This window comes from Vibrio sp. 10N.286.48.F5 (assembly GCF_041469785.1).
Taxonomy (GTDB): domain Bacteria; phylum Pseudomonadota; class Gammaproteobacteria; order Enterobacterales; family Vibrionaceae; genus Vibrio; species Vibrio crassostreae_C.
This window is the reverse complement of the sequence record NZ_JBFRLG010000008.1, coordinates 23198-36309: the sequence shown is the minus strand read 5'-3', so window position 1 is coordinate 36309 and position 13112 is coordinate 23198. Positions and strand designations below refer to the sequence as shown.

The 13112-nt window shown below is 45.0% G+C and carries 11 protein-coding genes; 4 read left to right on the top strand and 7 right to left on the bottom strand.

The genetic code is table 11. The features are described 5' to 3' along the window. Positions 1-243: 243 nt before the first annotated feature. The 5 genes from AB4185_RS07990 to AB4185_RS07970 all read right to left on the bottom strand — a co-directional run bounded on the left by AB4185_RS07990 (position 244) and on the right by AB4185_RS07970 (position 5979). Positions 244-1584, bottom strand: a complete 1341-nt coding sequence (locus AB4185_RS07990; RefSeq protein ID WP_372135296.1) for an MFS transporter — start codon at positions 1582-1584, stop codon at positions 244-246. A gap of 8 nt (positions 1585-1592) precedes the next feature. Further along, positions 1593-3089, bottom strand: a complete 1497-nt coding sequence (gene uhpB / locus AB4185_RS07985; protein ID WP_372135295.1) for a signal transduction histidine-protein kinase/phosphatase UhpB — start codon at positions 3087-3089, stop codon at positions 1593-1595. Continuing rightward, the gene (gene uhpA / locus AB4185_RS07980) at positions 3089-3697 is read right to left on the bottom strand and encodes a transcriptional regulator UhpA (protein ID WP_372106727.1); all 609 of its coding nucleotides are present in this window, start codon (positions 3695-3697) and stop codon (positions 3089-3091) included. Before uhpA ends, uhpB begins: the two co-directional genes overlap by 1 nt. A 147-nt stretch (positions 3698-3844) precedes the next feature. Next, positions 3845-5239, bottom strand: coding sequence for a hexose-6-phosphate:phosphate antiporter (gene uhpT / locus AB4185_RS07975; RefSeq protein ID WP_017061544.1), 1395 nt, complete (start codon positions 5237-5239; stop codon positions 3845-3847). A 401-nt stretch (positions 5240-5640) separates the two neighbouring features. Continuing rightward, positions 5641-5979, bottom strand: coding sequence for a DUF1840 domain-containing protein (locus AB4185_RS07970; protein ID WP_065583564.1), 339 nt, complete (start codon positions 5977-5979; stop codon positions 5641-5643). A gap of 334 nt (positions 5980-6313) precedes the next feature. Between AB4185_RS07970 and AB4185_RS07965 the strand changes: the two genes are divergently transcribed. Further along, entirely contained in the window at positions 6314-7504 is a 1191-nt protein-coding gene (locus AB4185_RS07965) for a GGDEF domain-containing protein (protein ID WP_372135325.1), read from the top strand. Positions 7505-7529: 25 nt separating this feature from the next. Here the strand turns inward: AB4185_RS07965 and AB4185_RS07960 are convergent, their stop codons facing one another. After that, positions 7530-7814: a hypothetical protein gene (locus AB4185_RS07960; protein WP_017061541.1), complete on the bottom strand. Its 285-nt coding sequence runs from the start codon at positions 7812-7814 to the stop codon at positions 7530-7532. A 157-nt stretch (positions 7815-7971) separates the two neighbouring features. Between AB4185_RS07960 and AB4185_RS07955 the strand changes: the two genes are divergently transcribed. Continuing rightward, positions 7972-8844: a pirin family protein gene (locus tag AB4185_RS07955; protein WP_372135294.1), complete on the top strand. Its 873-nt coding sequence runs from the start codon at positions 7972-7974 to the stop codon at positions 8842-8844. Positions 8845-9061: 217 nt separating this feature from the next. On the opposite strand, the gene AB4185_RS07950 is transcribed toward AB4185_RS07955, so the two are convergent. Further along, the gene (locus tag AB4185_RS07950) at positions 9062-9343 is read right to left on the bottom strand and encodes a pyrimidine/purine nucleoside phosphorylase (protein WP_017057600.1); all 282 of its coding nucleotides are present in this window, start codon (positions 9341-9343) and stop codon (positions 9062-9064) included. A 307-nt stretch (positions 9344-9650) separates the two neighbouring features. Here AB4185_RS07950 and AB4185_RS07945 point away from each other — a divergent pair, with 307 nt between their 5' ends. Together AB4185_RS07945 and AB4185_RS07940 are read left to right on the top strand one after the other, a co-directional pair. After that, positions 9651-10115: a DUF2850 domain-containing protein gene (locus tag AB4185_RS07945; protein ID WP_017065063.1), complete on the top strand. Its 465-nt coding sequence runs from the start codon at positions 9651-9653 to the stop codon at positions 10113-10115. Between the two features lie 398 nt (positions 10116-10513). Then, positions 10514-13048 carry a glycosyl hydrolase family 18 protein gene (locus tag AB4185_RS07940; protein ID WP_372135292.1) on the top strand — a complete coding sequence of 845 codons (2535 nt, stop codon included), beginning with the start codon at positions 10514-10516 and terminating at the stop codon, positions 13046-13048. Positions 13049-13112: the final 64 nt, after the last annotated feature.

Here is a 13112-nt window from a genome sequence, read left to right as displayed (position 1 = left end):
CTAATAACGTAAATAATTAGAAAGACTACAGAGCTCGGCTAGAACCCACATGAGATGAGGTCTTAGACGCAATAGGAAAAATTCTTAGAAACAGGTGAGACCGATGAAAAGCGTGAAAATAGTCACATTTGAATATCACGAGTAGAAAGCGCTGAGAATAAGATAGCGGCTTGTATCGCACTGATTACAGCAGCGATACAAGCATCTGAATACAAACACTAGTGACTATCTTGTTATCGTTCCTTAAAAACCAGAGCGAGCTTCTGCACTTTTCTGAGGCGATTGAGCTTGTAGGAAAGGCAGTAACAGCAAGCCAATAACGGCCGCACAAGTAGAGATGGTAATGAAGAACCCACTCCAGCCGTAAGCTTCTAGAACGAGCGCTAATGGGTAACCAGAAAGTGCTGCTCCCATATAAGCAAACAAGCCAACAAAACCTGTCGCCGCCCCGGCAGAGTCTTTATGTGAACATTCCGCCGCCGCCATGCCAATAAGCATTTGAGGGCCAAAAACAAAAAAGCCAACGCAGAATAGCCCAGCCGCTTGAAACACAAAGTTGGTTAAAGGCATAAGCCATAAAGCCGAAACCGAAAGGAAGATGCCAATTGCAAACAGGATGTTCATCGGGCCACGGTTACCACCAAACAGCCTATCCGATCCCCACCCAGCAACAAGTGAACCAACGAAACCACCAATCTCAAACAGAGACAACGCAGCGTTGGCGTTGATCAAACTGTAATTGTGTTCTTCGGTGAGATATAAGTTGCCCCAGTCGTTAACTGCCGTTCTTACGATGTAAACCAACACATAGCTAAAGGCGAGCAACCAAATGTACTTATTGCTGAACACATAGGTTTTCAGGATCTCTCGATAGCTTAACCCTTGCCCATGGCTCTCTTGCGCTAATTCCAGGTGATCATTACGCCACTTCCCTACCGTCGGAAGTCCCATGGTGGTGGGCTTGTCACGTAAGCGCCAGCAGACAATAAGACCGATAAATACACCAATCACACCCGGCCAGATAAACCCAGCTCGCCAACTGAACTGTAGCGTTAGATAACCCACAAGAATAGGGATAAGCGCTCCACCCACGTTGTGCGCTGTATTCCAAATTGCCCAACGAAAGCCTCTTTCGGAGCGAGAATACCAAGTCGTCAATAACTTGGAACACGATGGCCAGCCCCAACCTTGGAACCATGCATTCAGTACCCACAGCGAGATGAAAGCTGCTAACGAACTCGAAAAGCCAAACGCGATGTTTATCAGACCAGTCGCGATTAGGCCAAGCCCCATGAAATAACGAGGGTTCGACCGATCCGATATCGTACCTGAGATAAATTTCGATAAGCCATAAGAAAGATAAAAGAGCGTGCCAATTAAGCCGATATCGCCTTTGTCCAAACCAAGATCGGTGATCATTGCAGGCGCGGCGTAATTAAAGGTTTTACGAGTGAAGTAAAAACCCGCATAGCCGACATACATACCTATCATGATGTGAAGACGCCAGTAGCGATAACTCTGATTAACTTCATCATCGGTTAAAGCATCACTCTTTGACGTTGTTGAGCGCAGAAATCCAAACATATTCGTTCTCACACTTTAGGTAATGTAACGCTGATATTGGTACCCGAAGATGAGCCATTAGCGTTGATTGTCATCTTGCCGCCGAGCGCCTGAACACGCTCTTGCATACCACGAACACCCATTCCTTTGAGAAGATCTTGCGCTGTAAAACCAATGCCATTATCTGTGATCTGAAGGTAAGCCTGGTCACCTAAAATCAGTTCAATTCTGATCTCGCTCGCGTTGGCGTATTTAGAGGCATTATTTAGAGACTCTTGGCACAGCCTGAAGATAGTGACCTTAAGCGTGTCACTCAAACACGAGTAATCTCCTTGCCAATTTAACTGGATATCAACGCCGTGATCCGAGAACTCCATCTCTCGAATAAGCTGTTCCACGGAATCTTTTAAGTCCAGATCGTCCAACATCTTAGGTCTTAGTTTTGTAAGTAGACGTTTGGTGGTGTCATAAACATTCAAAGATAATGATTCAATGATACCCGCACAGCGAACGCTCATCTCAGCCGCGTCGACGCGTTTAATAATGCTTGCCTGAGTACGAATTGCCGTGATGTTTTGGCCGATTTCATCATGCAACTCACGCGCAATATCACGACGAACTGACTCTTCAGCGGTAACTAACTGACGTGAAAGGTTTTGATTTCTGGAAAGCTCACTGCGTAATTTCGAATTGAGATCTTTCTGCTTTTGAACCGCTAAACCAAGCAATATACCAGTGATGGTTTGAGCAGATAGAGACAAGAGCAAATCGGTAATTTCGAGTTTGGACGTTCCACTATGAGCAGCAATCAGCGCGACACTATTTAGCATTGTTGCAAGCAGAGCGCCTTGCCATCCGTAACGAACGGCCAGCAAGATAATAGGGATCGCCATACAGAATGGGGCAAAGCGCCTTAGCTCATCAGGCAAACTGGTTTGTATCAAAATACTGGCGACCAACAAGACGCTATATAAAGCGATGTGACGGATTTTGAACTCTACAACATTATGGATTAAGTAAGAGCCCAGTGGTGACCACTTGTTTTGGAATAGATAGTTCCAGACTAGATAACACATCGGCACCAGCATCAGTCCGCCAGTAATACTCACCAACCACACCATGTAAACAGCCGGAACATGAGAACCCACAACGGCAACATTAATGAATGCTGTGACCATGATTAAGCTCGCCATCACTAACAAGTGACGATTCTGGTCACCAGAATAATAACGCTTGGCAATTAGCGTGACAGGAATACTCAATCCACTGGCGATGAGTATCGTCAGCCATTGAGGTTCATCAAGTAGCAGAGCTAAAGCGATCGCAAGCCCCCACTCGGCAATATAGATAGCAGGCCAATAGTGAGTGCGAGTGTGCAGCGTCATTCCCAATCGAAGTGAAAACGGGAAAAGCAGAATGGCTAACTCAGGGTCATTAATAAAATAGAAGGCAATAACCCACAAACAGAACCATGCACAACCAGCCATAAAAACCCCACACAGGGAGGTGGCTAGGTAAGAACGCATTAATACTGGTCTTGTGTAAACAGTTTCGCTAACTCGACGTTGTTCTTAACATTGAGTTTGTCCATCGCATTGGCTCGATGTACATGCACCGTTTTATGGCTAACCCCTAGCTCTACGGCGATAGATTTTACATCGAGCCCTGTTGCCAATAACTGGCACACTTCGCTTTCTCTGCGGGTGAGCTGATTTAAAGTGGCTTTGTTCTTCATGGGTGTCGCAAGCTTTATGGCGATATCGGGCGTGAGATAACAGCCACCATTTGCGCTCGTGTGTACGGCTTGAATTAACTCATCAGGGCTACAGCGCTTGCTGAGATAACCTTTGGCTCCTAACTCTAATGACTTCTCAACCATCGCCGGAGAGTCATGAACGCTCAACATGATGCTGGCAATGCCAGATGGAATCTCTTCCAATAAGCTCAGGCCACTTTCATCTTGCATTGAGATATCCAAGATCACGACATCAGGGTGACAGCTTGGCAATCCTAGGCGCGCTTCTGCCGCAGAGTTAAATTCACCCACGACCGTAATATCAGTTTCAAGACTGAGTAATTGAGCAAAGCCCGAACGAACAATGACGTGGTCATCAACAAGCGCAACATTAATCATGATATTAACCAAAATTAAGAGTAAGAAAGAAAAATAGCCCCAACAGGAGCTATCTAAAATTAAGTTTATTAATAGAGATGATACTGAATCGAACTAACGATTGGTATGATCTCACGTGCTTTAAACCAATAAAGCACGTGAGACTCGCTACGCGTTTTGAGACGCTAAGTGTATTTTCTTAGCGTGGCGAATCTTCTTCTCTTCCGCAACCGCAACGAATAGCAGTAACACGATACAAATGGCAGCTGACGTATCAAGCGCTGCGAACGTGCCTTTCCAACCCGTTAAGCCAAAAATAGGTGTGCCGTCTGCAATCATACCTAGGCCAAGTTTGGCAAAGCTGTCACCAATTAAGTAAGCAAATGTACCTTTCACGCCATCCGCAACGCTGATTGCTTTCTTAGGCACGAAACCTACTGCAGCAACACCAATCAGCAACTGAGGACCAAATACTAGGAAACCAAGCACAAACAGTGATGCTAGGTACATGAACTCACTGGTTGCATGCTGGTAGAACTCTAGCGAAACGATAATCAGGCCAAGCGATACACAAGCAACCAAAGCACGGCGTCCGTTCGCAAGGTCTGACAGATAACCCCACATTAACGTACCGACCAGTGCACCAACCTCAAACAGAGTGAAGCCTGAAATCGCGGTTTCTTTTGATAGACCTAGCTCTTGATACGCATAAACGGTAGACCATTGATCGATACCGATACGAACAATGTATAAGAAGATATTCGCGAAGCAGAGCAACCAGATCACTTTGTTTTTCAGGATGTATTCAACAAAGATCTCTTTCTTAGTCATTTGATTTTCTTCAGCAGCCGTATCTTCTTCGCTGACTTCTTCATCAAACAACTCTTCAACCGTACCTAGACCATAGGCTTCTGGAGAGTCATTACCAAAGCGCATACCAATAAAGCCAACCACAATCGCAATGATTGATGGGAACACGAACATACCGATCACGTTGCCATCAAAAAGGTAGTTAGCACCGAACAGAGCAACACCAGCGGCACCTGCGCCACCCACGTTGTGCGACATATTCCAAAGGCCTAAATAAGAACCACGCTTGTTACGAGGCGTCCATTTAGTGATGGTCGAGTAGCTTGAAGGACCGCCGGTACTTTGGAAGAAACCACTCAACGCATAGAAGGCAACCATCAAGAATAAGCTAGCACTGCCACCGCCCATACTGAAGCTGAAGCCCAACATAGCGATACCAGAAAGGACAAGCATGAATGGCAGGAACTGCTTGGTGTTTTTACCATCGGCATAATAGGAAACGACGGTTTTACCGATACCGTAAGTGATAGAGAAACCCAGACCGATAAGACCTAGATCCGTCATCGATAATCCATAAGTAGAAATCATGTCGTTTTGCGCGACATTGAAGTTCTTACGGATCAAATACATGGTTAGATAACCAATGAACACGACGAGGTAAGATTGTAGGAATGGTTTAAACCACATTTTTCTTCTAGTTTCGACCGGAAGATCCAGCGTCGGTTTTCGAACCTGATCTAGGAACTTTAACATTGTGAACTCTCTTATTTTTTGTGAGGTCTGCACGGCATAATTGCGGCCATACATTGTTTGTTAGTTGACCGTGAAATAATAAGGAGTCTAAAAATCGACCGCATGAGAGAGGGTCTTAGAATAACTAGGAAAAATTCTTAGTTCAGAATTGGGAGTCAAGAAAGCGTGAACAGCATCACTTTGTTTACGGTCTGTTATGGATTGATATTACGATAACAAAAGTCACTCATTTCAAGGCTGATGAACTTTGTAAACGAACAGACACAAGCGAAACACTTCGCATAAAAAAGCGCCAGTGTCGATTCATCACCATCAAACTCCATGACATGATCAATACTGGCTCAACATTCATTCCTATTAAAATAGATTCGATAGGCTTGTTACGTTTTGCGCGAATCGAACTACAGTCGTTTACCGCTGCCGTCTTCCCACATTACTTCGCACTCTTCTGTGATAGCGGCTTTCAACAGTTCAACCAACGGAAAAGCTCGGCTACCGATATTGACAGGCGCTTCAACAACTTCTTCTTCATTATCGTCATCAGCATTCTCTTGCTCGATTGGTTTGCTCTGCTCTGCGGCTATCGCAGTACGTAAATTATCCAGAGCTTGAGGAACGTCTGGAGCATCAATGGCTCCTGGAATAGCGCCACTATGTCCAAGCATCTTAATGAACTGAAGACCTACCTCACCAAACATCGTGACGCTAGCATGAGCCTTGCAACTAAAGGTAATTAACATAATGAGCCTCTATCAAATTTAGGTATCTATAAACATTTAGCTATATACAAACTATGTTGAGTAAATCATTGGAAAGCAAGTAGATAATAACTAAATCGCTTTTGCCAAATCGAACCTTGATTATCCTCACGCTCGGACAAGCTTGCGCCGTCAGTGATACACATCACTATTTATTATTGGTTGATTACTTTTTAATATAAAACCTTGATAACAATCACACTAAATAGCCCTCTAAATCTCCGCGTAGCTTATTATCTAATCTACTATTAACTCCATTATCAAAATCTTTGGCACAAATCACATGAAAAGGCTGGTCGGCAGACACCTAGAAGAAATGGCGGACATACGGTCCACCCGCAAGCAAAAAATTGTCCACTCCTTTTCACTGACTGCCGCTGCGTTATTCATTTTCTACACTTGGGCTTACTTCCAAGGCCAACATTACACACTGTCGGTTTTCGAATTGTGTTTTGCACTGATCGCTATCTCCAATGCATTTTACGTAAGAAAAGTCATTAACCCTGAATATTCAGAATTGATTCTGAGTGGTGTTCTTCTGGTACAAGGGGTTATCCTATTCTTGTACAGTCACGCTATTCCCGACCGGATACTTTGGCTCTACCCTATTCTGGCAGCCGTCATTTTCATTAACGATTTCAGAATTGGCATTATCTTCAGCACCTCATTTTGCATATTTATCAGCACCTTGATTACAGCAATGCCCAACAATTTTTCTTTACCATTTAACAGCACACATCGGTTTATTCTTAGCCTGTTTACCATGAGCTTGGTGTGTCACACATCCGCCTATTACTACACAAAAGCCGTCAGTTATATTCAACGCCTGTATAAAGAAGGCATTGAAGATCTCGCTTACAGAGATCAGTTAACCGGCTTGGCAAACCGTTGGAGCTTTGAACGCTGGGCGACAGAAAAACTAGCCACCGTGGATAGTGAGCGATCACTTACGGCATTGGTCTTTTTGGATATAGATGACTTTAAAGGCATTAACGACAGCTACGGGCACGATGTGGGAGACAGTGTCTTACAGCATTTTGCCAATCGCTTGAGCAACAACATTCGAACCAGAGACAGAAAAAGCCATGAATACGATTATTCCATCGCGCGCTTTGCTGGAGACGAGTTTGTTCTGATGCTCTACGATGTGCCAACTCGTAAAGATCTAGACGGCATTCTAGATAGGATCTGCGGGCTGTTCGAAAGCGGCTGCCAAACAAACGAGAGAATCAAGGAATTGACGTTAAGTGTTGGGGTTGCTTTGTATCCGCAAGATGCCCAAGAATTACATGAGCTGACGAGATGTGCTGATAAAGCGATGTATGTTGCCAAGCATTCAGGAAAAAACCGATATGCTTATTATCACGACAACCCAGTATCGACCCTGATAGAAGAACTACCAACGAGCCTTGTTAGCTCAGCACCGGATTCATCTGAACTTGAAGATTGCTTTGAAGCGAAGATCGAAGGGAACAATGTTACGCTATTAAAAACGCGCCAACGCTAGCCATTCCTATAACGGAGCGGCGCTGCTAACCTGCAAGGTACATAAGCCAAAGACTCACTAACCCGATCATAATAATCCATATGACTTGACGTGTTCGGTTTGGGTTATTCCCTTTAGGTCGCCTCACCACGGTTTTAAAAGCGGCTTGCTTAGCTGACTGAATAAACGGCGCTTCTATCTCACGTTTTTTCACGCGGCGTTTAACTGCGCTGTTTGCAACCTCTGTAAAGCGCTGGCTTTGCTCCGTTGTAAAGTCGTTATCAAAACCTATCCGACCATGCCTTTCGCCATGTTTTTGCTGAACTGCCATAGCGGCCTCCTTGGCGATATACTCTCTATTGAGTATAGACATAATTTCATATTGTTACCTGTTCAAGATTTTCGAATAAGTCACTCAACGCTGTGCCATCTTCTTTTTAAATCAAATTACATAAACTACAGTTATTCAAGTTTATGAGGGTTTCAAAATGACGAATGTAAGAGCAGTAGATCATGTGATTACAGCACATGCCACCTCAGATGGTGATGGCGTCAAAATCCAACGACTCGCAGGTTTTAATAACGCACGTTTCTCTCCATTTTTAATGATTGATGAACTGAAGTCGGATGAAAGCAAAGACTATGTTGGCGGCTTTCCTCCACATCCTCACCGTGGGATAGAAACGCTCACTTACATGCTCCAAGGTCACTTCCAACACAAAGACCATATGGGGAATGTTGGAGAGCTACGCAGCGGTGGCGCTCAATGGATGGCCGCAGGCCGTGGTGTCATTCACAGCGAAATGCCAATGATGGAAGAAGGTGCGCTGCATGGTTTTCAGATTTGGATAAACCAACCTGCGACACACAAAATGCAGCCAGCTCAGTATCACGATTTCCAAAGTGAAAGCATCGCGGAGCATCAAAGTGAACAAAGTGGTTTGTTAAGAGTGATTGCCGGAGGGTTTGAACTGCACAACCAAACTGACAAGGATTCAGAGGCTTTACGAGCGCAGGGTCCATTACAGAAAACAGGTGTGCCATTAAGCGTTGCGGATTGGCGCTCTCATTCTGGGCAAAAAGTCACGTTAGGGACTAATGTTAATCACAATGCCATAACTTATGTGTACCGAGGCAGTATTAAGATCGGCGACAAAGTGATCAACCAAAGTCAACTTGCCCTGCTCACCAAAGCTGAATTGTTGTCTTTAGAAAGCCTAGAAGATTCAGGTGTACTGATTTTTTCTGGTCAGCCGATTAATGAACCTGTCGTGCACTATGGTCCGTTTGTCATGAACTCGATGGAAGAGATTGAACATACAATTCAAGACTACAACAACGGTGTGTTTGAGACTTACTGATGTCTTGGCTTTGAGCTTTGAGCTTTGAGCTTTGAAGATTGAAGATTGAAGAGATTTTGCAACGAACAACGATTTGGTCATCCATTTGATGACTACAAAAACAAGTGACACTATCCACTGCCGGTTACTATCACTTATTTAACCACGCTCCTAGAGCGTGGTTTTTTTCTATTAAATCAGAGACAAACGATGCCTGATTGAACAAATTTAGACCTGATTACAAGTACTCACATAGGTAAGCAGTCGCTTCTTTTACCTGTAGGTCGAATGAAGAGTCACCCGCTACGTCAAAAGACTCACCAGATTGGTATGTCGTCCAGTCATCATCACCAACACGCTTTACAATCAAAGCACCTTTAACAACGGTCATCTTTTCTGGAGCCGCAGTACCGAACGTGTACTCACCAGCCGCCATTACACCAACACTCACATCAGCACCAGACTGGTTAAACGCTAACGACTTAACGCCACCTTCAAAGTATGTGTTTTCTTTAATCATTGTACTTCCTTGTTATCTTCAAATTGCAATTATTGAGCTCACCGAGTAAGCCTATGCGTAAATTTAGGTGATAATTGTTTTAACCAATTCGAGACTTTCCTACAAGAAATAAATACGCATAGCTTAAGCATTTCTGGAGTTCGCTTTCATTGATAGCGTAAATACTGAGGAGCAAGGCTAAAAACCACTAACGCAACCACATTTATTAGAACATTCGATCCTGCTTCTAACTCTTAGAACAATTTTTGCAAACTAAGGTTTTAATTAATAGAATCTAAAACAATATCAGTCGAAAAATGAAGAGATAATGGCAAAAAAGCCGACTAAAAGCAGAGATCTATTTGCCAACTCGTTACTCTACGGCTTCCTATTAGCTGGCTTTATGGTTGCCCTCACCGCCGGCTATTTTGCTTACCAAGCCCACCAGCAATCTGTCAGCCCAAGCAACGTCTATGGCACATGGATAGAGATTGCGGCGCCACCTTACAACACCGACATCCTGACACTTTCAGAAAACGGTGTGATGATGAATCATCGTCTTATCACTACCTCATTCGATTTTGACGGGAAGATCGTCACGATCAACACTGGCTCTGGAACCACCGTTTACACCATCAGTGGTACTTACGATTCGCCTCGCTTAAAGCGATTAGAGCCAAGCGTACCATCTCAGCAATTTATTAAAGAAGGCTACGAAGATACTGCGACTGGTGATACCCATAGTGTCATGCAACAACGACGCGCTTCCTTAGCTGAGCAATTCAAAAGATAACCCTCTTATCCATACTGCCATAAGCATTCGTCTTCAAGTTTACCCGTCGATCGACCCCGCTCGCTCAACATACTTCACTTTGTGATTCAGCTTCAATCCACAGTATTTTCTTATAGTTTGTCGCACCTTTTCATAACTTCATGTCGTGAATTTTCACTTGTGAGATTTTCCTACTGAAGGATGTTTTATTTTATAAAACATGGACTCAGCCTCTCATTCATTAAGCAACAGAATTGTAACAAGATACAATTTTTTAGTTGTCCATCGAAAACGGATTTATTTTCAGTTATGAAATTAAAACTCCCTCAAATACTGACTGGGAAGCTCCTTCAAAACTGATTGGAGCCGTTTATGGGGCCATTGGGTTCTCGTAATCTTCAAGGAATGAGAGAAATAGTATGATTCGTATAAATACCTGTGCTGCAAGCATTGCTCTAGCGCTATCTGGTACAGCATTAGCTGCTCCAACAGCACCTAGCATCGACATGTACGGTTCCAACAACCTGCAATTTTCTAAAATTGAACTCGCGATGGAAACCACCTCTGGCTACAACCAGATGGTGAAATATCACGACCAAGCGAAGGTCGACGTTAAGTTCAACCAATGGAGCGGAACGTCAGGAAACACGTACAACATCTACTTTGATGGCGTTAAAGTGGCCACCGGCCCAATCACTGGCAGCCAAACCACAGCTTCATTCGAATATGGCCAAGGCGGCTTATTTGAGATGGAAATCGAAGCGTGTGATGAAACAGGTTGTAGCAAGAGCGCACCTGCTCAAATCACGATCGCTGATACCGATGGCTCACACTTAGCGCCACTTGCGATGAATGTGGATCCGAACAACAAGTCATACAACACAGATCCAAATACGGTAGTCGGTACTTACTTTGTAGAGTGGGGTATTTACGGCCGTGATTACACCGTTGATAACCTACCCGCTGACAACTTAACCCATATCCTTTATGGCTTCATCCCAATTTGTGGTCCGAACGAATCAGTTAAATCAGTAGGCGGTAACAGCTACAACGCACTCATGACAGCTTGTCAGGGTGTTAACGATTACGAAGTGGTGATTCATGACCCTTGGGCGGCTTTCCAGAAAAGCTTCCCTCAAGCGGGACACGAATACAGCTCACCGATCAAGGGTAACTACGCAATGATGATGGCGCTCAAACAGCGTAATCCTGATTTGAAGATCATCCCATCGATTGGTGGCTGGACGCTGTCTGACCCGTTCTTTGATTTCACAACTAAAGCCAACCGTGACACCTTTGTAGCGTCTGTTAAGAAATTCCTTAACACATGGAAATTCTACGACGGTGTGGATATCGATTGGGAATTCCCTGGTGGTGGCGGTGCTGCTCCAGACCTTGGTGATCCTGTAAATGACGGCCCAGCTTACATTGCACTGATGGCAGAACTTCGCGTGATGCTAGATGAGCTAGAAGCGGAAAACGGTCGTACTTACGAGCTCACTTCTGCGATCGGTGTTGGTCACGATAAGATTGAAGACGTGAACTACGGCGATGCTATCCAATACATGGATTACATCTTCGCAATGACTTACGACTTCTACGGCGGTTGGAACAACGTGTTAGGTCACCAAACAGCACTAAACTGCGGTAACTTCATGCGTCCTGGTCAATGTGATGGCACAGGCCTTGATGAAAATGGCGAACAATACACAGGCCCAGCTTACACCACAGACAACGGCATCCAACTGTTGCTTGAGCAAGGTGTTCCAGCGAACAAGCTTGTGGTTGGTACAGCGATGTACGGTCGTGGTTGGGAAGGCGTATTACCATCATCACTCACCGATCCGAGCGACCCTATGACAGGCGTTGGTAACGGCAAACTGAAAGGCAGCTCTGCGCAAGGCGTATGGGAAGATGGCGTTATTGATTACAAAGGCATTAAAGCAAACATGCTTGGCGCGAATAACCAAGGCATCAACGGCTTCGAATATGGCTATGACGAAATGGCAGAAGCGCCTTACGTTTGGAACCGCACTTCAGGTCAGCTAATCACATTTGATGATGATCGCTCTGTAAAAGCAAAAGGCGCGTACGTTCGTAGCCTTGGCCTTGCGGGTCTATTCTCTTGGGAAATTGATGCAGATAACGGCGACATCCTCAACGCAATGCATGAAGGCCTAGCGGGCGGAACAACAGATCCTGTAAACCGTAAACCAACCGCAGCAGCGGGCGCAGACCAATCGGTTGAAGGCCCAGCTTCTGTTTCTCTAGACGGTAGCGCTTCAAAAGACAGCGACGGCACGATTGCGAGCTACGCTTGGTCACAAGTAAGCGGTACGGCAGTAACGCTGGCCAACTCGAATGCAGCAGTTGCAAGCTTCGATGTGGTTGAAGTTGCTCAACAAGAAGTACTCACGTTCAGCCTAACGGTAACTGACAACGAAGGTGCTACTGCAACTGACACAGTGGTTGTAACAGTAAGCCCTAAAGACACAGGTCCAGTAAACACAGCTCCGGTCGCGGTTGTTTCGGCTCCGGCTGAAGTAAGTGCGGGTGATGTTGTCGTGGTTGATGCTTCGGCTTCGAGCGATGCTGACCAAGACACATTGATCTTCACATGGGATGTACCTGCTGGTATTGATGCAACGATTCAAGGTTCTTCAGTGAGCTTTGTCGCGGCGGAATACACGCAAGATACAACGCTGAACTTCTCTGTAACGGTCAGCGATGGCACTGATACATCGGTTGCGGCTACTTCAGTGAAAGTTCTAAAGAAAACCACAGGCGGCGGTACGTGTACTAACGCTTGGGATTCAGGCGCGGTTTACACTGGTGGCGACCAAGTGACTCAAGGCGGTAAGATTTGGGAAGCGAAATGGTGGACAACCGGTGAAGATCCAACAACGACAGGCCAATGGGGCGTGTGGAAAGAGATTGGTCCTGCAAGCTGTTAACTAAAAATAGGGTTGAGCTAAACACCAACTAAGCATCAACTAAATCCCTAAAACAAAGGCCAAC

What these genes read in the sequence shown, in the direction of transcription:
- AB4185_RS07990 (WP_372135296.1), bottom strand. Translation starts at nt 1,584, where the DNA reads ATGTTTGGATTTCTGCGCTCAACAACGTCAAAGAGTGATGCTTTAACC.
- uhpB (WP_372135295.1), bottom strand. Translation starts at nt 3,089, where the DNA reads ATGCGTTCTTACCTAGCCACCTCCCTGTGTGGGGTTTTTATGGCTGGT.
- uhpA (WP_372106727.1), bottom strand. Translation starts at nt 3,697, where the DNA reads ATGATTAATGTTGCGCTTGTTGATGACCACGTCATTGTTCGTTCGGGC.
- uhpT (WP_017061544.1), bottom strand. Translation starts at nt 5,239, where the DNA reads ATGTTAAAGTTCCTAGATCAGGTTCGAAAACCGACGCTGGATCTTCCG.
- AB4185_RS07970 (WP_065583564.1), bottom strand. Translation starts at nt 5,979, where the DNA reads ATGTTAATTACCTTTAGTTGCAAGGCTCATGCTAGCGTCACGATGTTT.
- AB4185_RS07965 (WP_372135325.1), top strand. Translation starts at nt 6,314, where the DNA reads ATGGCGGACATACGGTCCACCCGCAAGCAAAAAATTGTCCACTCCTTT.
- AB4185_RS07960 (WP_017061541.1), bottom strand. Translation starts at nt 7,814, where the DNA reads ATGGCAGTTCAGCAAAAACATGGCGAAAGGCATGGTCGGATAGGTTTT.
- AB4185_RS07955 (WP_372135294.1), top strand. Translation starts at nt 7,972, where the DNA reads ATGACGAATGTAAGAGCAGTAGATCATGTGATTACAGCACATGCCACC.
- AB4185_RS07950 (WP_017057600.1), bottom strand. Translation starts at nt 9,343, where the DNA reads ATGATTAAAGAAAACACATACTTTGAAGGTGGCGTTAAGTCGTTAGCG.
- AB4185_RS07945 (WP_017065063.1), top strand. Translation starts at nt 9,651, where the DNA reads ATGGCAAAAAAGCCGACTAAAAGCAGAGATCTATTTGCCAACTCGTTA.
- AB4185_RS07940 (WP_372135292.1), top strand. Translation starts at nt 10,514, where the DNA reads ATGATTCGTATAAATACCTGTGCTGCAAGCATTGCTCTAGCGCTATCT.